A 21,347-nucleotide genomic window follows, 5' to 3' on the forward strand; every position below is an offset into this window, starting at 1 on the left:
AGCCAAATGTGGGAGCGACAGGCCTCCCACATTGTGTACAGCGGTGGTTCAGCGAAAGCGATCCACTTCATGGCGCAGGCTCGCCGCCAACGTCTCCAGTTCCTTGGCGGTAATCGCCAGGTTGGAAACCACTTCACGCTGCTCGCTGTTGGCCAGCGCAATGCTCTGCAGGTTGCTGCTGAGCAGGGTCGCGGTGCTGCTCTGCTCCTGGGTGGCGGTGGTGATGGCCGCGAACTGCTGACCGGCCGAGCGGCTTTGCTCGTCGATACGCGCCAGGGCCGAGGCCACATCGGCGTTGCGCGACAGGCCTTCCTGCATCAGCGCGTTGCCTTGCTCCATCGTGCTGATGGCGTTGCCGGTTTCCTTCTGGATGCTCTGGATCATGCCGGAAATTTCATCGGTGGCTTCACGGGTACGCGACGCCAGGTTACGTACTTCGTCGGCCACCACGGCAAACCCACGGCCTTGCTCCCCTGCGCGGGCGGCTTCAATGGCGGCGTTGAGCGCCAGCAAGTTGGTCTGTTCGGCAATCGAGGTGATCACGCCGACGATCCCGCCGATTTCCTGGGAGCGCTGGCCGAGGGTGTTGATCACCGTGGCCGTGCTGTTCAGAGCGGTGGCAATGTGTTCCAGGGACGACGACGCTTCCTGCATCGAGGTGCGACCAATGCGGGTCTGCTGGGCGTTTTCCTGGGCCAGGCGTTCGGTATTGCCCATGTTGTCGGCGATATTCAACGACGTGGCGCTGAACTCCTCTACCGCGCCGGCCATGCTGGTGATCTCGCCGGACTGCTGCTCCATGCCCTCATAGGCACCGCCGGACAAACCGGACAAGGCCTGGGCGCGGCTGTTGACCTCTTCGGCTGCGTTACGGATATGGGAGACCATGGTCGACAGCGCTTCGCCCATCTGGTTGAAGCTGCGTGCCAGTTGGCCGATTTCGTCATGGCTGGACACGTTCAAACGTGCGCTCAGATCGCCCGCACCCAGGGCCTCGGCCTGACGCACCAGGTCACTCAGGGGCTGCAACTTGCTGCGCAGCAGCCAGACCGTGGCGCCCACCGCCAGCAACATCGCCAGCACGCTGCCGATCACCAGGCGAATACCCACGGCCCAGGTCACCGCGCGGATTTCAGCTTTCGGCATGCTCGCGACCACGGCCCATGGGCCGCCTTCGAACGGTACCGAAACGCTATAAAAATCTTCGTTCTTGTCGCTCCAGAAGCGACCTTTGCCCGGGGTCTTGGCCAGGTCCAGCATCACCGGCACCGATTGATCCAACGCCTGCACGCCGGCGGGTGGCACCAGCCAGTGCTTTTGCTCATCCAGCAGCGCAAGGGAGCCGGTCTGGCCGATTCGGAAGCGCTTGAGGTTTTCGAATTGGGCATTCTGCGCATCGGTGTAGTCAAAACCGATGAACAGCACGGCGATAACCTTACCGCCGCTGTCACGCACCGGGCTGTATTGGGTCATGTAGGAACGATCGAACAACACCGCCCTGCCGATATAGGTCTGCCCACCCACAACACGTTGATAGGCCGGGCCCTGACGGTCGAGGACGGTGCCGATAGCGCGGTTGCCATCCTGCTTGGTCAGGGACGTGCTGATACGGATGAAGTCGTCGCCACTGCGCACAAATACGGTGGCCACGCCGCCGGACATTTGTTTGAACTCGTCCACCTCATCAAAGTTGTTGTTCAACACCTCGTTGCCCAGGTACAGGCTGGGCGTCTGAACACCGGCCACGCTCACGGGTTGGTCCACATGCACGCTCAACCCGGCGCCGAAGCGTTTTTCAAACAGTCCGCTCAAACGCTGAGTGCTCTCGCGCAAGGTGCTGTGGAAGGTATTGAGTTGGTCGGCGAGCAGGCGCGCCTCGCTGGCCAGGTGCTCCTCGCGGGTGTCGAGGTTGGCGGAGTCAAGGGAACGCAAGGCAAATACCGTACTGCCGCTGATAACGACAGCCAGAATCACGGCTAACGCGAGGCCTAACTGGGAGGCAATCCGGGCGCGAGGTTGAGACATGACAGCTCCTGGCCGAGGCCAGGATCATCCTGATCTCATAGCGCTGCTCGGCAAATTATCTGATGGGAAACATTGGTGCACGATAGTTCCAACACACCTACTTCGGCTGGCCGCAGCAATACTTGAGCGCTTCACAGGGGTATCACGCAAACGGTTGCGAACCAACGCCGCCAAGCATTCAGTCGAGGCGTTCGACCGCAGGCAACACCATCGCCTGCACCTCGCCTTGCAGAAATTCCGCCAGCCGTCGCAAGCGCTCGCCGCCAGGGCGGGTTTTGGGCCAGACCAGGTAGTAATTTTCCCCACTGGCCACCGCCGTCGGCCACGGCAGGCTCAATCGTCCTTGGGCGACGTCCTCAGCCACCATCAGCAAATCGCCCATGGACACGCCGTAGCCCCGCGCAGCGGCGATCATGCCCAGTTCCAGGGTGTCGAACACCTGCCCGCCCTTGAGCGACACCTGGGACGACAGTTGCATGCGCGCCAGCCAATTGCGCCAGTCGCGCCGGTCGGGCGTGGGGTGCAGCAATTCGGCGGTGGCCAGGCGCGCAGCGTCCCAAGGCCCATCCTCCAGCAGGTTCGGCGCACCGACAGGAATCAACAGCTCCGGAAACAGGTAACTGGCCTCCCAATCCGCTGGAAAACGCCCATCGCTCAGCAGCACCGCGCAGTCGAAAGGTTCCTGATTGAAGTCCACCTCGTCCACGCTCATCCAGGCGCTGGTCAGTTGCACCTCATTGCCCGGCTGCAGCGCCCGGAAGCGGCTGAGTCGCGCCAGCAGCCAGCGCATGGTCAATGTGGAGGGGGCCTTCATACGCAGGATGTCATCTTCGGTATTCAAGGTATGGCAGGCGCGCTCCAGCGCCGCGAACCCTTCGCGCACACCGGGCAACAACAGACGGGCCGCCTCGGTGAGTTGCAAGGTGCGGCCGTTGCGCTGGAACAGGCGGCAGGCGAAATGCTCTTCAAGCGTGCGGATATGTCGGCTCACCGCACTTTGGGTGATGGACAATTCCTCGGCGGCACGGGTGAAAGAGCTGTGTCGGGAGGCCGCTTCAAACGCGCGCAAGGCATAAAGAGGAGGAAGACGACGAGACATGAGGAAGCTCCGACAGCGCAATACTGAAACCCTACCAGAATCAATCAGGCATGAGTTTTAATCATGCAAACGATCGCATTTATCCCTTTGTGCAATGAGCTAAGAGCGCCGAGAATCAACCCTTCCCCAACCCTCTGACTTTTTGAGCGTGATGATCATGCAGCATCCGGCACGTACCGAACTCTGGGCCATTCTGCGGCTGTCAGGGCCGTTGATTGCCTCACAGTTGGCGCACATGCTGATGGTGTTGACTGACACCCTGATGATGGCGCGTCTGAGCCCCGAAGCCCTGGCCGGTGGCGGCCTGGGTGCGGCGAGCTATTCGTTCGTCGCGATTTTCTGCATCGGCGTGATTGCCGCCGTGGGCACCTTGGTTGCGATCCGCCACGGCGCGGGCGATATCGAAGGCGCCACCCGCCTGACCCAGGCCGGGCTGTGGCTGGCCTGGCTGATGGCCCTGGCGGCGGCCCTGCTGCTGTGGAACCTCAAGCCAGTGCTGCTGATGTTCGGCCAGACCGAGACCAACGTACATTCGGCCGGGCAGTTTCTGACCATGCTGCCGTTTGCACTGCCCGGCTACCTGAGCTTCATGGCCCTGCGCGGTTTTACCAGCGCCATCGGCAAAGCCACTCCGGTGATGGTGATCAGCCTCGGCGGTACAGTGGTCAACTACCTGCTCAACCATGCGCTGATCGAAGGCATGTTCGGCCTGCCCAAGCTCGGCTTGATGGGCATCGGCCTGGTCACGGCGATTGTCGCCAACAGCATGGCGCTGGCGTTGATGTGGTACATCCGCAGCAACCGGGCCTATGCCGCCTACCCGCTGAGTACCGGGCTGCTGCGCCTCAACACCCAGTATCTGCGCGAGTTGTGGCGCCTGGGCCTGCCGATCGGCGGCACCTATGCGGTGGAAGTCGGGCTGTTTGCCTTTGCAGCCCTGTGCATGGGCACCATGGGCAGCACGCAGTTGGCAGCGCACCAGATCGCCCTGCAAATCGTGTCGGTGGCCTTTATGGTGCCGGCGGGGATGTCCTACGCGGTGACCATGCGCATCGGCCAGCATTATGGCGCCGGGCAGTTGCTGCAGGCACGCATGGCCGGGCGTGTCGGCATAGGCTTTGGCGCGGCCATAATGTTGGGATTCGCGGCGGTGCTGTGGTTGTTTTCCGAACCGCTCATAGGACTGCTGATCGACCACGACAACCCGGCGTTCCACGACGTGATCGTCCTGGCCGTGAGCCTGCTGGCCGTCGCCGCGTGGTTTGAGTTGTTCGACGGCGTGCAAACCATCGCCATGGGTTGCATTCGCGGGCTCAAGGACGCTAAGACCACGTTCCTGATCGGTGCAGGCTGCTACTGGTTGATTGGCGCACCCTCGGCCTGGCTGATGGCTTTCACCTTGGGCTGGGGGCCAACCGGCGTGTGGTGGGGCCTGGCACTAGGACTGGCCTGCGCCGCGATAAGCCTGACCTGGGCGTTTGAAGCGAAGATGAAGCGGATGATTCGCCGGGAAGGCCCGGAGCCTGAAGCCGACACCGGCTTTCAGGCCGCACAGGCCGACTAGAGCCCCTCGCTTACGCGGGTGTGCTTGCCGTCGCCGAAGGTCAGGTATTCCACCAGCTCCGGCAACGGCAGCGGCTTGCTGATCAGGTAACCCTGGGCCTGGTCGCAGCCGAACAGCCGCAACAGCGCCAGTTGCTCGGGGGTTTCCACACCTTCGGCCACCACTTCCAGATTGAGGTTGTGCGCCAGGTTGATCATGGCGTGCACCAGCTTGCGGTTTTCCTCGCGCTCTTCCATCCCGCCGACAAAGCTTTTGTCGATTTTCAGCAACGCAATCGGCAAGCTGTTGAGATGCACGAACGAAGAGAAACCGGTGCCGAAGTCATCCAGGGAAAACCGCACACCCAGGCGGCCAAGGGCGTCCATGGTCTGCTTGACCAGGTCACTGCGGCGCATCACGGCGGTTTCGGTCAGTTCGAACTCCAACCATTGCGCTTCTACGCCGCGCTCGCTGATCAGCCGGCTCAGCGTAGAAAGCAGCTGGCTGTCCTGGAACTGGCGAAACGACAGGTTGACTGCCATATGCAGCGGCGGCAGGCCACGTTCACGCAGGTCTTGCATGTCACGCAGGGCCCGGGAAATCACCCAGTAACCCAGCGGTACAATCAGGCCACTCTGTTCGGCCAGGGGCACGAACTCACTCGGCGGCAACAGGCCGCGCTCGCCGTGGCGCCAGCGCACCAGGGCTTCCAGGCCGACGATATGCCCGTCGTCCAGGTCGAGGCGCGGCTGGTAATGCAGCTCCAGCTCATCACGGCGCAAGGCACGGCGCAGCTCGCTTTCCAGGTCGGCCAGGCTGCGCGCGTTGCGGTTGATGCGTTCGTTGAAGATATGAAAGGTACAGCCCTGGGTGCTCTTGGCCTGCTGCATCGCGATATGGGCGTGCCACATCAGCGGGTCGGCGCCGGCACGGGCGCGGGCATGGGCCACGCCCAGGCTGCAGCCGATCAGCAGGCTTTCGCCATCCACCCAATAGGGCTCGGCCATGGCTTCGGTGATGCGCTCGGCCATCCACTCCGCACGCTGGGGCGCGCGGCGCGTATCGATCAGCAGGGCGAATTCGTCGCTGCCCAGGCGCGCCAGTTGATCGCCGGCCTCCAGCTGGCTCTTGAGCCGCGAGACCACCTGCAGGATCAGGCGGTCACCGGCCTGGTGGCCGAGGGCATCGTTGGCATGGCGGAAATTATCGAGGTCCAGGTGACCGAGGGCCAGGCCGCGACCTTCGTTCTCGGCCAACCGTGCCGCCAGCAGGGTCTGGAAGCCCTGGCGGTTGGCGATGCCGGTGAGCGGGTCCTGCTCGGCCAGGCGTTGCAGGGTGTTTTCCAGCACACCACGCTCACGCACATGGCGCAGGCAACGACGCAGCGTGTCGGCGTCCAGCGCATTGCGGATCAGCCAGTCACTGACGCCCAGTGGCGAAACCAACGGTTCCTGCTCCAACAACAACACGCACGGCAAGCTGCAACGGCCAGGACCGGGTTGCAGGCTGGGCATGGTCAACAGCACGGCGCTGTCGTCGTCATCGAACAGACGACTCACCGAGTCCCAGTTTGGCGCGCTGATCAGCACAGCCCCATCGCCCATCGGCGCCAGGCACTCGCGCAACAACGCTGCCCACTCAGGCGTATCGGCCAGCAGCAGCAAACGCAAGGGTTCGACAGGCGTAGACAAGCTAGCTCCCTAGACTCTGCAAAAATTCGTTGGCGGCGGGCATTATGACGTGCGGCCTGATAATCACCAATGATAGGGGTTATCAAATACGCAGGTGTAAGCAATTGTCGCTGCTTTAACCACAAGAAGCCCCGACATCCTGCGGCAAAGTAGCAAAAGCGGCAAATTTAGATCGAGTGGTACGTCACACCGTCGATCCAGGGCAGCAGAATCTTGCCAGCCTGTTAAAATGCCCGCCCTTTTGAATAACGACTCTCTGAATTCCGTATGTCCCGACTCAATCCCCGGCAGCAAGAAGCCGTGAACTACGTCGGCGGCCCTCTATTGGTGCTCGCCGGTGCAGGTTCCGGCAAGACCAGTGTGATCACCCGCAAGATCGCGCACCTGATCCAGAACTGTGGCATCCGCGCCCAGTACATCGTCGCCATGACCTTTACCAACAAGGCCGCGCGGGAAATGAAAGAGCGTGTCGGCACCCTGCTCAAGGGTGGCGAAGGCCGTGGCCTCACGGTGTGTACCTTCCACAACCTGGGCCTGAACATCATCCGCAAGGAGCATGTGCGGCTGGGCTACAAGCCGGGCTTCTCGATCTTCGACGAGACCGACGTCAAGGCCCTGATGACCGACATCATGCAGAAGGAATACGCAGGCGACGACGGCGTCGACGAGATCAAGAACATGATCGGCGCCTGGAAAAACGACCTGATCCTGCCGCCCGAAGCCCTGGAAAACGCGCGCAACCCCAAGGAACAGACCGCCGCCATCGTCTACACCCACTACCAGCGCACGCTCAAGGCGTTCAACGCGGTGGACTTCGACGACCTGATCCTGCTGCCGGTGAAGCTGTTCCAGGAACACGCCGACATCCTCGAAAAGTGGCAGAACAAGGTGCGCTACCTGCTGGTGGACGAATACCAGGACACCAACGCCAGCCAATACCTGCTGGTGAAGTTGCTGATCGGTACGCGCAACCAGTTCACCGTGGTGGGCGACGACGACCAGTCGATCTACGCCTGGCGCGGCGCCCGCCCGGAAAACCTGATGCTGCTCAAGGACGACTACCCGTCCCTGAAAGTGGTGATGCTGGAGCAGAACTACCGCTCCACCAGCCGCATCCTGCGTTGCGCCAACGTGCTGATCTCAAACAATCCCCACGAGTTTGAAAAACAACTGTGGAGTGAGATGGGCCACGGCGATGAGATCCGCGTGATCCGCTGCCGCAACGAAGACGCCGAAGCCGAGCGCGTGGCGGTGGAAATCCTCAGCCTGCACCTGCGCACCGACCGCCCCTACAGCGACTTCGCGATCCTGTATCGCGGCAACTACCAGGCCAAGCTGATCGAGCTGAAATTGCAGCACCACCAGGTCCCGTATCGGCTGTCAGGTGGCAACAGCTTTTTCGGACGCCAGGAAGTGAAGGACCTGATGGCCTACTTCCGCCTGATCGTGAACCCGGACGACGACAACGCCTTTCTGCGCGTGATCAACGTGCCGCGCCGCGAGATTGGTTCCACCACCCTGGAAAAGCTCGGCAACTACGCCACCGAACGCAAGATCTCGATGTACGCCGCCACCGATGAAATCGGCCTGGGCGAACACCTGGACACGCGTTTCACCGATCGCCTGTCGCGCTTCAAGCGCTTCATGGACAAGGTACGTGAGCAGTGCGCCGGCGAAGACCCGATCAGCGCCCTGCGCAGCATGGTCATGGACATCGACTATGAAAACTGGCTGCGCACCAACAGTTCCAGCGACAAGGCCGCGGATTACCGCATGGGCAACGTCTGGTTCCTGATCGAAGCGTTGAAGAACACCCTGGAAAAAGACGAAGACGGCGAAATGACCGTCGAGGACGCCATCGGCAAGCTGGTGCTGCGCGACATGCTCGAGCGCCAGCAGGAAGAGGAAGACGGCGCCGAAGGTGTACAGATGATGACCTTGCATGCGTCCAAGGGCCTGGAATTTCCCTACGTGTTCATCATGGGCATGGAAGAGGAAATCCTCCCGCACCGCTCCAGCATCGAGGCCGACACCATCGAGGAAGAACGGCGCCTGGCCTACGTGGGCATTACCCGCGCACGTCAGACACTGGCCTTCACCTTTGCCGCCAAGCGCAAGCAATACGGCGAAATCATCGATTGTGCCCCCAGCCGTTTCCTGGACGAGCTGCCGCCGGATGACCTGGCCTGGGAAGGCAACGACGACACCCCGACCGAGGTGAAAGCCGTTCGCGGCAACACCGCCCTGGCGGATATACGCGCGATGTTAAAGCGCTAGAATCGACTACTTTTTAATCTACTTTCGGCGCACAACCCGCCATTAGAGGAAGCTTTCCGTGGAAGCACTGCACAAGAAAATTCGCGAAGAAGGCATCGTGCTTTCCGATCAGGTACTCAAGGTCGACGCCTTTCTGAATCACCAGATCGACCCGGCGCTGATGAAACTGATCGGCGACGAATTCGCCGCGCTGTTCAAGGATTCGGGCATCACCAAGATCGTCACCATCGAAGCGTCGGGCATCGCACCGGCGATCATGACGGGCCTGAACCTGGGCGTGCCGGTAATTTTCGCCCGCAAGCAGCAGTCCCTGACCCTGACCGAAAACCTGCTGTCGGCGACGGTGTATTCCTTCACCAAGAAAGTCGAAAGCACCGTCGCGATCTCGCCGCGTCACCTGACCAGCAGCGACCGCGTACTGGTGATCGATGACTTCCTGGCCAACGGCAAGGCATCCCAGGCGCTGATTTCGATCATCAAGCAGGCCGGTGCGACCGTTGCGGGCTTGGGGATTGTGATCGAGAAGTCGTTCCAGGGTGGCCGTGCGGAGTTGGATGCGCAGGGTTATCGGGTCGAGTCGCTGGCGCGGGTGAAGTCGCTGTCCGGTGGCGTCGTCACCTTCATCGAGTAATTTGCTACGAGGTGAACACGGATCAAAATGTGGGAGGGGGCTTGCCCCCGATAACAGTGGTTCAGCCAACACATTTGGGACTGATACACCGCTATCGGGGGCAAGCCCCCTCCCACATTTTGATCTGTGTTGGTTTTTAGTGTGCGGTTGCTTGTAAGCCAGCGAGCAATAGGCGCTGATAGAGATCCTCCTTCAACCCCTCCGGCGAATCCAACCCCATCCGCTTCAGATGCTCGGGAAACGCCTGGGGCTCCGGTGCATCCAGCGCCGCCTTGCCCAACTCCAGAATCTCCGTCAGCTTGAATTTGCTCTTGAGCCAGTTCAAGGCGCGCAACAGGTCTCGCTCTTCATCCGTGAAGTCGCTGCCCAGCGGATATTCCGGGAACAAACGCCGATGCCGCGCCTGGATACCTTGAAGCCGCTCCGGCGTGTTGTCGCCAAAGCGCGGATCGAGCTGGAAATCCTTGGGCAACTTGCCGGCCTTTTGCGCCTGCTCGATCAAGTCGGCCTGGAAGCGTGAGTCGGTGATGTTGAGCAACGTCTCGATCACCTTGGCATCCGTCTGCCCACGCAGGTCGGCAATACCGTACTCCGTGATGACGATGTCCCTCAGGTGGCGGGGAATGGTGCAATGCCCATACTCCCAGACGATATTGGAACTGACCTCCCCCGCCGACTCACGCCAGCTGCGCAGGATCAGGATCGAGCGCGCGCCCTCCAGCGCATGCCCCTGAGCCACAAAGTTGTATTGCCCGCCTACGCCGCTGAGCACGCGACCGTCCTCCAACTGGTCGGCCACGCCTGCGCCCAGCAACGTTACCGTGATCGCACTGTTGATAAACCGTGCATCCTGGCGCTGCAGGCGCTTGAGTTCTTCCTGGCCGTACAGCTCGTTGATGTAACTGATGCGGGTCATGTTGAATTCCAGGCGCTTGGCGTGGGTCATCTCCTGCAAACGCTGGTAAAAACTGCGCGGCCCGAGGAAGAACCCGCCGTGGATCGAAACGCCATCGGGTTGTGCCGCATCATCCAGCAAACCGGCGTTGGCTTGTTCCTGGGTGGCCACATCCGGGTAGACCTTGCGCCGGATAATCCCCGCATCCGCCAGCACCAGCAGGCCGTTGACGAACATTTCGCTGCAACCGTAAAGGCCACGGGCGAAAGGATCGACACCGCCTTCACGGCTGATCAGCGGGGCCCACTGGTATACATCGATGTCCGTCAGCAGCAGTCGATAGGCTTCGTTGTCCGCCTGGCGCGCCAGCAACGCGGCGGTCAGCGCATCGCCCATGGAGCCGATGCCGATCTGCAAGGTGCCCCCGTCGCGTACCAGGGTGCTGGCATGCAAGCCGATGAAATGGTCTTGGAACCCCACCGGCATGTTCGGTGTGGAGAACAGTGTGGTGCTGTCCTTTGCATCGATCAGGTAGTCGAACGCGTCCATGCCCAACTCGGAATCGCCCGGCATGTACGGCAACTCGGTGTGAACCTGGCCAACGATCAAAACGGTTTCGCCCGCTTCACGACGCTTGGCGATCATCGGCAGCAGGTCGAGGGTGATGTCGGGGTTGCAGCTCAGGCTCAGGCGGTCCGGGTGTTCGGCGCTGCTCGCGACCAACTGCGCCACCAGGTTCAGGCCGGCGGCGTTGATGTCGCGGGCGGCATGGCTGTAGTTGCTGCTGACATAGTCCTGCTGGGCCGAAGTGCTATGAAGCAGGCTGCCGGGCTGCATGAAGAACTGCTGCACATGGATATTCTTCGGCAGGCTGTCTGAGTGCAGTGCGGCGAGAAACTCCAACTCTGGGTAATCACCAAACACCCGCTCGATAAAGGGTTCGAGAAAGCGCTTCTGCAAGCCATCGCCCAAGGTCGGGCGGCCCAGGCTCAACGCGGTGTAGATCGTCAGCGCCCGCTCCGGCAGCTTGGCGATACGCCGGTACAGTGCATTGGCAAACAGGTTGGGCTTGCCCAGCCCCAGGGGCATGCCCATGTGGATATGCGCCGGTAGCCGCGCGAGTACATCGTCAACTGCTTGCTCGATTGAACACAACTGCACCATCCGACCCTCCTGAACATTCCATGATTAGGGGTTGGACAGAGAGTGGCGGGTCTTTGCTGCAAAGAACAGCCTCGAAACACAAATTACATCCACAAAAAAGCCGCTCGTAAGCGGCATTTTTGACGAAGATCGACGGTTACAGGCCGGACATCTTCTTGATCGCGCCCTTCAGGTCATCATCCGAGCAATCCGCACAAGTGCCTTTTGGCGGCATGGCGTTGATACCGGTGATGGCCTTGGCCAGGATGCCATCAAGGCCGCCCTGGTGGTCGGCGCGTTCTTTCCAGGCAGCGGTGTCGCCGATTTTCGGCGCGCCCAGCAGCCCGGTACCGTGGCATGCGTTGCAGTGCTTGGCGATGATGTCGTCGGGCGTCTTCGCAGCGCCCCCGCCCGCAGCTACCGCCACTTCCATGCCCTTGCACTCCTGGCCCTGGACGCAGACTTGGCCGACCGGCTCCAGGCGCTTGGCAATGTCATCATTGGTCGCAGCTTGAGCGCTGACAGCCCATAGGGCCAGTACGGTTGCTGGTGCAGCCAGCATTTTCATAATTAGATTCACGCGTTCACCCTCAATGGTGGCTATTCACGCCTGCGGCCACGGTTTCGCAGGCGGCGAAAGTATAACGGTTAGCCCGTCCGGCCGAAACAACCCTATTAAACAAAGGGAGATTCAGTCTCGCGAAATGCTGCTCGGGAGCCTCTGCAACGCTGGCAGGACGCCTCTTTTGTTAAAAGTTCGCGGGTGTGGCTGCGCTGATTAGTCGCGCCGGCACATCGAACGGATTACGGAAACGATGGGGCTTGGTGCTTTCAAAGTAGTAGCTATCGCCGGCTTCGAGCACAAAAGTTTCAAGACCGACCACCAACTCCAAACGGCCTTCCACCAGAATCCCGGTTTCCTCGCCCTCGTGGGTGAGCATTTCTTCGCCTGTATCGGCGCCAGGCGGGTAGATTTCATTGAGAAACGCAATTGCCCGGCTCGGGTGCGCACGGCCCACCAGCTTCATGGTGACGGCGCCGTCGGAGATGTCGATCAGCTCATTGGCTTTATAGACGATCTGCGTCGGTATTTCCTGGAGGATCTCCTCGGAAAAGAACTCGACCATGGACATGGGGATGCCGCCCAGCACCTTGCGCAAGGAACTGATCGAGGGGCTGACGCTGTTTTTTTCGATCATCGAAATGGTGCTGTTGGTGACACCCGCGCGCTTGGCGAGCTCACGCTGGGAAAGACCCTTCAGCTTACGGATGGATTGCAGTCGTTCACCGACGTCCAATGCGGGAGCCTCCTAGGATTCAGGCGTTGTTGTAATTGAGCGTTATCATGGCGACAGCGTTCAGTATTTACAACACTTGGGCCTAAATCCCGGGGAGCTGTGTTCGTCCCTGTCGCTCAAGCGCCGGAATAGAGCCTTGGCACACGACGCAGGTTGCAGAAGATCTGGTACGGGATGGTCTCGGCGGCGGCGGCGACGTCACTGGCGAGGATATTTTTGCCCCACAACTCCACCGTAGAACCAAGACCCGCCTCCGGGACGTCCGTCAGGTCGATGCACAGCATGTCCATGGACACGCGACCCAGCAATTGGCTGCGCTGCCCCGCCACCAGCACCGGCGTGCCGGTGGGCGCATGGCGCGGGTAGCCGTCGGCATAGCCCATGGCAACCACGCCGATACGCATCGGTTTGGGCGTGATGAACCGGGCGCCGTAGCCTACCGGCTCGCCGGCTGGCAGTTCACGCACACAGATCACTTTCGACTTCAGGGTCATCACCGGCTGCAAACGCGCGGCCAAGGCCTGGTCCTCACCAAACGGTGTGGCGCCATACAGCATGATGCCCGGGCGTACCCAGTCGCTGGATACGCTCGGCCAGCCCAGCACCGACGGCGAGTTGCGCAGGCTGACCTCAGCCACCAGGCCCTGGCGCGCCGCATCGAACACCGCCACTTGCTCGTTGCTGCTGACGCAATCGAGTTCATCGGCGCGGGCAAAATGGCTCATCAACACAATCTTCGCGACTTTGCCGCTGGCCAGCAGGCGCTGGTAAGCCTCGTGGTAATCCTTGGGATGCAGGCCAACGCGGTGCATCCCCGAATCGAGCTTGAGCCAGATGGTCAGCGGAGCGCTCAACCGGGCCTGTTCGATGGCCTCCAGTTGCCACAGCGAATGCACCACGCACCAGAAATCATGCTCGACGATCAGCGGCAGCTCGTCAGCTTCGAAAAAACCTTCCAGCAGCAGCACTGGCGCGCGAATACCAGCGGCGCGCAACTCCAGCGCCTCCTCGATGCACGCCACGGCAAACCCGTCGGCCTCGGCTTCCAGCGCCTGGGCAACGCGTACGGCACCATGGCCGTAGGCGTCGGCCTTGACCACGGCGAGGGCCTTGGCCCCCGTGACTTCACGGGCCAGTTGGTAGTTGTGGCGCAGGGCTTGGAGGTCGATCAGGGCACGGGCAGGACGCATGGCGGCAGGCTTCTAGGCGGCAAAGTGGAGAAAAAACCGGCGCCGACCAACAGCGTCAGCACCGGGAGAGGGATCGTTGTTTAAGGCAGCGCGGCCACGACGGACAGCTCTACCAGGATTTCCGGTTCGCACAGCTTGGCCTCAACCGTGGCGCGGGCCGGGGCGACGCCTTTGGGCAGCCACTTGTCCCACACCGAGTTCATGCCGGCGAAATCGGCGTCGATGTCTTTCAGGTAGATCGTCACCGACAACAGCTTGGTTTTGTCGGTGCCGGCCAGGTCCAGCAAACGCTCGATATTGGCCAGGGTTTCACGGGTCTGCTGTTCGATCCCGGCGTTCATGTCGTCACCGACTTGCCCGGCCAGATACACGGTACCGCTGTGAACGACGATCTGGCTCATGCGCTCATTGGTGAGCTGGCGCTGGATTGACATGTTTTGCGGACTCCTGGTGGTTGCCATAACGGGAAATATCGAGACCTTCGGCGCTGATCTGCGGCGTTTTCTTCGCCATCAAGTCGGCCAACAGGCGACCGGAGCCGCACGCCATGGTCCAGCCGAGGGTGCCATGGCCGGTGTTGAGGAACAGGTTCTTGAACGGCGTGGCACCGACAATCGGTGTGCCGTCGGGTGTGGTCGGGCGCAGGCCGGTCCAGAACGTGGCTTCGGCCAGATCGCCGCCCTGAGGATAAAGGTCGTTGACGATCATCTCCAGGGTTTCACGCCGACGCGGGTTAAGCGACAGGTCAAAACCGGCTATTTCAGCCATGCCGCCGACGCGGATGCGGTTGTCGAAACGGGTGATGGCGACCTTGTAGGTCTCGTCGAGAATGGTCGACGTCGGCGCCATCGCCGAGTTGGTAATCGGCACGGTCAGCGAGTAGCCCTTGAGCGGGTACACCGGCGCCTTGATCCCCAGCGGCTTGAGCAGCTTCGGCGAGTAGCTGCCGAGGGCCAGCACGTAGCGGTCGGCGGTTTCCAGCTTGCCGTTGATCCACACGCCGTTGACGCGCTCGCCGGCGTAGTCGAGACGCTGGATGTCCTGTTCGAAGCGAAACTCCACACCCAACTGCTTGCACATCTCGGCCAGGCGGGTGGTGAACATCTGGCAGTCGCCGGTCTGGTCGTTGGGCAGACGCAGGGCACCGGCGAGGATATCGGTGACGCTGGCCAGGGCCGGTTCAACACGGGCAATACCGGCGCGGTCGAGCAGCTCGAACGGCACACCGGACTCTTTCAACACAGCGATGTCCTTGGCGGCGCCATCCAACTGGGCCTGGGTACGGAACAACTGGGTAGTCCCGAGGCTGCGGCCTTCGTAGGCGATACCGGTTTCCGAACGTAATTCGTCGAGGCAGTCACGGCTGTACTCGGACAGGCGCACCATGCGCTCCTTGTTCACCGCATAACGGCTGGCGGTGCAGTTGCGCAGCATCTGCGCCATCCACAGGTATTGGTCAATATCCGCCGTGGCCTTGATCGCCAACGGCGCGTGGCGTTGCAGCAACCACTTGATGGCCTTGAGCGGCACGCCCGGCGCGGCCCATGGCGAAGCGTAGCCTGGGGACACCTGGCCGGCGTTGGCGAAACTGGTTTCCATGGCAGCAGCTGGCTGACGGTCGACCACGACGACTTCAAAGCCGGCCCGCGCCAAATAGTAGGCACTGGTCACACCAATGACGCCGCTACCCAAGACCAGAACGCGCATTTTTATACCCTCATCGCGGGCTTGGCCGCTGACGTGTGTTATTCGAGCAATGATGGGCGCAGTATAAAAAGCAATCGCCAGTGCATTTCACTATATAAATGCCTATATTTGGCGACAATTCTCGGCAAAAACCCTTTTTACAGAGGCGTATCCCCTATGCGTACCAACACCCAGACCAAGCGGGAGCTGGACAAGATCGACCGCAACATCCTGCGCATCCTGCAAACCGATGGGCGAATTTCGTTCACCGAGCTGGGGGAAAAGGTCGGGCTCTCCACCACGCCGTGTACCGAGCGGGTGCGGCGGCTGGAGCGCGAGGGGATCATCATGGGTTACAACGCGCGGCTCAATCCCCAGCATTTGAAGGGAAGTTTGCTGGTATTTGTCGAGATCAGCCTCGATTACAAATCCGGCGACACCTTTGAAGAGTTCCGCCGTGCAGTGCTCAAACTGCCCCATGTGCTGGAGTGCCACCTGGTCTCGGGGGACTTCGACTACCTGGTGAAAGCGCGGATTTCCGAGATGGCCTCGTACCGCAAATTGCTCGGCGACATCCTGCTCAAGTTGCCCCATGTGCGGGAATCGAAGAGCTATATCGTGATGGAAGAGGTCAAGGAGAGCCTCAACTTGCCTATTCCCGATTAAACCAGCACCTGCCGAGTGCTCGCCATGTATTCATGGATCTGCTTTTCCACCCGTGGATGAATCAGCTCCACCGGCCCCCGCCCATTGGGGCATGGCAAGGTCTTCGTGGTGCCGAACAGCCGACAGATCAGCGGCCGCTCGTCATATACGGTGCAGCCGTGGGGGCCCAGGTGCACACAGTTCAGCTCGTCCATCGCGGCGTCCTGCTCGGCAGCGGTCTTGCGTGGCAGGCGCGACATCTCCTCGGGCGAAGTGGTGACCGGCCCACAGCAGTCGTGGCAGCCGGGGACGCACTCGAACGAAGGAATCTGACGGCGCAGCGCGCTGATTTTCTGACTGTTGCAACTCATCGAAACAGGTACCGAACGGCGAATAGAGGTGGATTCTGAAGCAAAACGCCCTGCGCAGACAGCTTCGTCCGACCGCTGTATCCTGCGTCAAATTTTCCAAACAGGGATGCTCCCCATGACCGCCAGCGCCCGGCACACCGCTTCCTACTACGCCGCCAGCAGCGTGCCGCAACCCGATTACCCGGCGTTGACGGGCGAAGTAGGCGCGGACGTGTGCGTGATCGGCGGCGGTTTCTCCGGCCTCAACACGGCCCTGGAGCTGGCTGAGCGCGGCTTCAGCGTGGTGCTGCTGGAGGCGCGCAAGATCGCCTGGGGTGCCAGCGGGCGCAATGGCGGCCAGTTGATTCGCGGCGTCGGTCACGGCCTGGAGCAGTTCACCAACGTGATCGGCACCGATGGCGTGCGCCAGATGAAGCTGATGGGCCTGGAAGCCGTGGAGATCGTGCGTGAACGTGTCGAACGCTACCAGATCCCATGCGACCTGACCTGGGGCTACTGCGACCTGGCCAACAAGCCTCGCGACCTGCAAGGCCTTGCCGAAGATGCCGAAGAACTGCGCAGCCTGGGCTATCGCCACGAAGTGCGCCTGCTGCAAGCGAGCGACATGGGCAGCGTCATCGGCTCCGACCGCTATGTGGGCGGCATGATCGACATGGGTTCCGGCCACCTGCATCCATTGAACCTGGCTCTCGGTGAAGCCGCCGCCGCGCAGCAATGGGGTGTGCAGTTGTTCGAACAGTCGCAAGTTACGCGCATCGACTACGGCCCCGAGGTCAAGGTGCACACCGCCCAAGGCACTGTGCGCGCCAAGACCCTGGTCCTGGCTTGCAATGCCTACCTCAATGGACTGAATCCGCAGTTGAGCGGCAAGGTGCTGCCCGCCGGCAGCTACATCATCGCCACCGAGCCCTTGAGCCAGGCGCAAGCCGCCAACCTGCTACCGCAGAACATGGCCGTGTGTGACCAGCGCGTGACGGTGGATTACTTCCGGCTGTCCGCCGACCGTCGCCTGTTATTCGGCGGCGCCTGTCACTACTCCGGACGCGACCCCAAGGACATCGGTGCCTACATGCGGCCAAAGATGCTGCAGGTGTTCCCACAGCTGGCCGACGTGAAGATCGACTACCAATGGGGCGGCATGATCGGCATCGGCGCCAACCGCCTGCCGCAGATCGGCCGCCTGGCGGACCAGCCCAATGTGTATTACGCCCAGGCCTACGCAGGCCACGGCCTCAACGCCACGCACCTGGCGGGCAAGCTGCTGGCCGAAGCCATCAGTGGCCAGCAGCAGGGACGTTTCGACCTGTTCGCCCAGGTGCCGCATATCACCTTCCCCGGCGGCAAGCACCTGCGCTCGCCGCTGCTGGCCTTGGGAATGCTCTGGCACCGCCTCAAAGAGTTGGTCTGATCAATCGCGCCAAAAGGGTTTCAAGCCTTCCTGGCGGGCATGCTCTGCGCTCAACCCCACGTCGCGCAATTGCTCGCCGGTCAAGTGCAGCAAGGCCTTGCGTGTATGGCGGCGGTGCCAGAACAGGCTCCAGCGGCTGATCTCGCGCGGCGACGTCGCCCGCTCTTGCCCAGCCTGCAATTCCTGACTGTGTAACGTCAGCCGCACATCACTCATGCCGTTCATTTTGCTGCCCCTCATTTGCCTGTTGCCATGAGTGGCTAGAATGAGCGAGCAGGCAAAACCATTACAGATTCAACCCACCTTTATTAAATCCATACAGACACTGCCTATGGGCGGCTGAATCCTGTATTTTCCCCCTATCTGTACTGGTCACCTGGAGCGACCGCCATGACGCTTTACGTCAACCTCGCCGAATTGCTGGGCACACGCATCGAACAGGGGTTCTATCGCCCTGGAGATCGACTGCCGTCCGTACGCGCCTTGAGCGTGGAGCACGGGGTCAGCCTGAGCACCGTGCAGCAGGCGTATCGATTGCTGGAAGACAATGGCCTGGCGATGCCCAAGCCCAAGTCCGGCTACTTTGTACCGGTAGGTCGGGAGTTGCCGGCGCTGCCGGAGGTCGGCCGCCCGGCCCAGCGTCCGGTGGAAATATCGCAGTGGGACCAGGTGCTGGAATTGATTCGCGCAGTCCCGCGCAAAGACGTCATACAGATGGGTCGCGGTATGCCGGATGTATTGTCGCCCACCCTCAAACCCCTGCTGCGCAGCCTGGCGCGTGTCAGCCGGCGCCAGGATCTGCCGGGGCTGTATTACGACAATATCCTCGGCTGTATGGAACTGCGCGAGCAAATCGCCCGGCTGTCATTGGATTCCGGCTGCCAACTGATGGCCGAGGACATCGTGATTACCACCGGCTGCCATGAGGCGCTGTCCGCCAGCATCCACGCCATCTGCGAGCCCGGCGACATCGTTGCGGTGGACTCGCCCAGCTTCCACGGGGCCATGCAAACCCTCAAGGGCCTGGGCATGAAAGCCCTGGAAATCCCCACCGACCCGATCACCGGCATCAGCCTCGAAGCCCTGGAACTGGCACTTGAACAGTGGCCGATCAAGGTCATCCAGCTGACCCCCAACTGCAATAACCCCCTGGGCTATATCATGCCGGAGGCGCGCAAACGCGCATTGCTGACCCTGGCCCAGCGCTTTGACGTCGCGATCATCGAAGACGATGTGTATGGCGAACTGGCCTACAGCTACCCACGCCCGCGTACCATCAAATCCTTCGACGAAGACGGTCGTGTACTGCTGTGCAGTTCGTTCTCCAAGACCCTGGCGCCAGGCCTGCGCATTGGCTGGGTGGCTCCGGGCCGGTACCTGGAGCGGGTATTGCACATGAAGTACATCAGCACCGGCTCCACCGCCACGCAGCCGCAGATCGCAATTGCCGAGTTTCTCAAAGGGGGTCATTTCGAACCGCATTTGCGACGGATGCGTACACAATATCAGCGTAATCGCGACCTGATGCTCGACTGGGTCAGCCGCTACTTCCCGGCCGGCACCCGCGCCAGCCGCCCACAGGGCAGTTTCATGCTGTGGGTAGAACTGCCGGAAGGCTTCGACACCCTCAAGCTCAACCGCGTGCTGGTGGAACAAGGCGTGCAGGTGGCTGTGGGGAGCATCTTTTCCGCGTCGGGCAAGTACCGTAACTGCCTGCGCATGAACTACGCTGCCAAGCCCACCCCACAGATTGAAGAGGCCGTGCGCAAAGTCGGCGCTGCCGCGATCAAGATGCTGGCCGAAACGGTGGACTGACCTTTCGCGAGAAATCGCCGTCATATGTCGACAACCGCCCTGACCTGGACACGACTCCCTTGATGATTCGACGGCTTTTACCGTTTTTCCTGCTGGGAGCCCTGGCCCTGAGCGGCTGCGCCACGGTGAGTACCCCGCGCATACCCAGCGACGCCCTGCCGGCCGCCCAGTCGTCGTTCGGCCGCTCGATCCAGGCCCAGGCCGCGCCCTACCAGGGCCGTTCAGGTTTTCGCCTGCTGCCCAACAGCAGCGAAGCCTTCATGGCCCGCGCCGAGCTGATCCGCAATGCCCAGACCAGCCTTGACCTGCAGTACTACATCGTCCACGACGGCATCAGCACGCGGATGCTGGTGGATGAACTGCTCAAGGCCGCCGACCGTGGCGTGCGCGTGCGCATCCTGCTGGATGACACTACCAGCGACGGCCTCGACCAGATCATCGCCACCCTCGCCGCCCACCCCAAGATCGAGATTCGCCTGTTCAACCCCCTGCACCTGGGACGCAGCACCGGTGTGACGCGCGCCATGGGCCGCCTGTTCAACCTGTCGCTGCAACACCGGCGCATGCACAACAAGCTGTGGCTGGCGGACAACAGCGTGGCCATCGTCGGTGGGCGCAACCTGGGGGATGAGTATTTCGACGCCGAGCCCAACCTGAACTTCACCGATATCGACATGCTCAGCGTCGGGCCGGTGGCCGAGCAACTCGGGCACAGTTTCGATCAGTACTGGAACAGCGCCCTGAGCAAACCCATTGATGATTTTGTCTCCAATACGCCCTCCAAAGGTGACCTGGCCGCCGCGCGCCTGGGCCTGGAGGCGTCGCTGGCCGAGTCGCGCCAGCAGAAGCACGCGCTGTATGCGCGCCTGCGCACCTATCAGACCCAGCCGCGCATGGACATCTGGCGCCGCGAACTGATCTGGGCCTGGAACCAGGCGCTGTGGGACGCACCCAGCAAGGTGCTGTCCAAGGCCGACCCTGACCCGCACCTGCTGCTGACCACGCAACTGGCCCCGGAGCTGGAAGGCGTCAACCATGAACTGATGATGATCTCGGCGTACTTCGTGCCGGGACAGCCCGGCCTGGTGTACCTGACGGGGCGCGCCGACGCGGGCGTATCGGTGAGCTTGTTGACCAACTCCCTTGAAGCCACCGACGTGCCTGCCGTACATGGCGGCTACGCACCGTACCGCAAGGCGTTGCTGGAGCATGGGGTAAAACTCTACGAGCTGCGCCGCCAACCGGGTGACGGCGGCGGCAGCGGCCCGCACCTGTTTCGTCGAGGCACGTTCCGCGGCTCGGACTCGAGCCTGCACAGTAAGGCGATGATCTTTGATCGGCAAAAATCGTTTGTCGGCTCTTTCAATTTCGACCCGCGCTCCGTGCTGTGGAACACCGAGGTCGGCGTGCTGGTGGACAGCCCCGAGCTGGCGGAACACGTGCGCAATCTCGCCCTGCAAGGCATGGCGCCGGCCCTGAGCTACGAGGCGAAACTGCAGGACGGCAACGTGGTATGGGTGACCGAGGACAATGGCCAACTGCACACCCTGACCCGTGAGCCGGGCAGTTGGTGGCGACGGTTCAATGCCTGGTTCGCCACCTCGGTCGGCCTGGAACGCATGCTCTAGGA

General features: G+C 61.7%; 18 protein-coding genes. 7 read left to right on the plus strand and 11 right to left on the minus strand.

All coding sequences use genetic code 11. From position 1 onward, the window contains the following. Window positions 1-48 precede the first annotated feature (48 nt). Window positions 49-2,025: a methyl-accepting chemotaxis protein gene (locus AC07OT_RS09915; protein WP_495107981.1), complete on the minus strand. Its 1,977-nt coding sequence runs from the start codon at window positions 2,023-2,025 to the stop codon at window positions 49-51. Window positions 2,026-2,203: 178 nt separating this feature from the next. After that, complete coding sequence (locus AC07OT_RS09920) at window positions 2,204-3,124, minus strand: LysR substrate-binding domain-containing protein (protein WP_495107982.1); 921 nt, start codon at window positions 3,122-3,124, stop codon at window positions 2,204-2,206. Window positions 3,125-3,275: 151 nt separating this feature from the next. Here AC07OT_RS09920 and AC07OT_RS09925 point away from each other — a divergent pair, with 151 nt between their 5' ends. After that, complete coding sequence (locus AC07OT_RS09925) at window positions 3,276-4,688, plus strand: NorM family multidrug efflux MATE transporter (protein WP_495100823.1); 1,413 nt, start codon at window positions 3,276-3,278, stop codon at window positions 4,686-4,688. On the opposite strand, the gene AC07OT_RS09930 is transcribed toward AC07OT_RS09925, so the two are convergent. Continuing rightward, window positions 4,685-6,358, minus strand: a complete 1,674-nt coding sequence (locus tag AC07OT_RS09930; RefSeq protein WP_027608307.1) for a putative bifunctional diguanylate cyclase/phosphodiesterase — start codon at window positions 6,356-6,358, stop codon at window positions 4,685-4,687. The two genes, AC07OT_RS09925 and AC07OT_RS09930, sit on opposite strands and share 4 nt — an antisense overlap. Window positions 6,359-6,625: 267 nt before the next feature. On the opposite strand from AC07OT_RS09930, the gene rep reads away from it, so the two are divergent. Together rep and AC07OT_RS09940 are read left to right on the plus strand one after the other, a co-directional pair. Further along, window positions 6,626-8,635, plus strand: coding sequence for a DNA helicase Rep (gene rep, locus AC07OT_RS09935; protein WP_027608306.1), 2,010 nt, complete (start codon window positions 6,626-6,628; stop codon window positions 8,633-8,635). A 58-nt stretch (window positions 8,636-8,693) separates the two neighbouring features. Beyond that, complete coding sequence (locus AC07OT_RS09940; protein WP_141156299.1) at window positions 8,694-9,266, plus strand: xanthine phosphoribosyltransferase; 573 nt, start codon at window positions 8,694-8,696, stop codon at window positions 9,264-9,266. A gap of 136 nt (window positions 9,267-9,402) precedes the next feature. Here the strand turns inward: AC07OT_RS09940 and AC07OT_RS09945 are convergent, their stop codons facing one another. The 6 genes from AC07OT_RS09945 to dadA all read right to left on the minus strand — a co-directional run bounded on the left by AC07OT_RS09945 (window position 9,403) and on the right by dadA (window position 15,499). Beyond that, the gene (locus AC07OT_RS09945) at window positions 9,403-11,325 is read right to left on the minus strand and encodes an acetyl-CoA hydrolase/transferase C-terminal domain-containing protein (RefSeq protein WP_495107983.1); all 1,923 of its coding nucleotides are present in this window, start codon (window positions 11,323-11,325) and stop codon (window positions 9,403-9,405) included. 136 nt (window positions 11,326-11,461) lie between these two features. Continuing rightward, on the minus strand, window positions 11,462-11,872 hold the full coding sequence (locus AC07OT_RS09950; RefSeq protein ID WP_043293857.1) for a c-type cytochrome: 411 nt from the start codon (window positions 11,870-11,872) through the stop codon (window positions 11,462-11,464). Window positions 11,873-12,053: 181 nt separating this feature from the next. Beyond that, window positions 12,054-12,602, minus strand: coding sequence for a cupin domain-containing protein (locus AC07OT_RS09955; RefSeq protein ID WP_003176893.1), 549 nt, complete (start codon window positions 12,600-12,602; stop codon window positions 12,054-12,056). Between the two features lie 116 nt (window positions 12,603-12,718). Further along, the gene (gene alr, locus AC07OT_RS09960) at window positions 12,719-13,792 is read right to left on the minus strand and encodes an alanine racemase (protein ID WP_495107984.1); all 1,074 of its coding nucleotides are present in this window, start codon (window positions 13,790-13,792) and stop codon (window positions 12,719-12,721) included. An 80-nt stretch (window positions 13,793-13,872) separates the two neighbouring features. Beyond that, window positions 13,873-14,226 (minus strand): RidA family protein, encoded by a 354-nt coding sequence (locus tag AC07OT_RS09965; RefSeq protein ID WP_495107985.1) that lies wholly within the window; start codon window positions 14,224-14,226, stop codon window positions 13,873-13,875. Then, window positions 14,198-15,499 carry a D-amino acid dehydrogenase gene (gene dadA, locus AC07OT_RS09970; RefSeq protein WP_495107986.1) on the minus strand — a complete coding sequence of 434 codons (1,302 nt, stop codon included), beginning with the start codon at window positions 15,497-15,499 and terminating at the stop codon, window positions 14,198-14,200. Before dadA ends, AC07OT_RS09965 begins: the two co-directional genes overlap by 29 nt. 156 nt (window positions 15,500-15,655) lie before the next feature. Between dadA and AC07OT_RS09975 the strand changes: the two genes are divergently transcribed. After that, a complete protein-coding gene (locus AC07OT_RS09975; RefSeq protein WP_003176896.1) occupies window positions 15,656-16,144 on the plus strand; it encodes an Lrp/AsnC ligand binding domain-containing protein in 489 nt (162 codons plus the stop codon). Here AC07OT_RS09975 and AC07OT_RS09980 read toward each other — a convergent pair. Next, window positions 16,141-16,494, minus strand: coding sequence for a YkgJ family cysteine cluster protein (locus AC07OT_RS09980; RefSeq protein ID WP_065926704.1), 354 nt, complete (start codon window positions 16,492-16,494; stop codon window positions 16,141-16,143). The two genes, AC07OT_RS09975 and AC07OT_RS09980, sit on opposite strands and share 4 nt — an antisense overlap. Before the next feature lie 115 nt (window positions 16,495-16,609). Here AC07OT_RS09980 and AC07OT_RS09985 point away from each other — a divergent pair, with 115 nt between their 5' ends. Beyond that, on the plus strand, window positions 16,610-17,902 hold the full coding sequence (locus tag AC07OT_RS09985; RefSeq protein ID WP_115485484.1) for an NAD(P)/FAD-dependent oxidoreductase: 1,293 nt from the start codon (window positions 16,610-16,612) through the stop codon (window positions 17,900-17,902). On the opposite strand, the gene AC07OT_RS09990 is transcribed toward AC07OT_RS09985, so the two are convergent. Beyond that, complete coding sequence (locus AC07OT_RS09990) at window positions 17,903-18,127, minus strand: DUF1127 domain-containing protein (protein ID WP_495108097.1); 225 nt, start codon at window positions 18,125-18,127, stop codon at window positions 17,903-17,905. Between the two features lie 165 nt (window positions 18,128-18,292). Between AC07OT_RS09990 and AC07OT_RS09995 the strand changes: the two genes are divergently transcribed. Continuing rightward, window positions 18,293-19,717 (plus strand): aminotransferase-like domain-containing protein, encoded by a 1,425-nt coding sequence (locus AC07OT_RS09995; protein ID WP_115485482.1) that lies wholly within the window; start codon window positions 18,293-18,295, stop codon window positions 19,715-19,717. Between the two features lie 62 nt (window positions 19,718-19,779). After that, window positions 19,780-21,345: a phospholipase D family protein gene (locus AC07OT_RS10000; RefSeq protein WP_447893263.1), complete on the plus strand. Its 1,566-nt coding sequence runs from the start codon at window positions 19,780-19,782 to the stop codon at window positions 21,343-21,345. Window positions 21,346-21,347: the final 2 nt, after the last annotated feature.

The organism is Pseudomonas sp. GW821-FHT09C10, assembly GCF_059418085.1.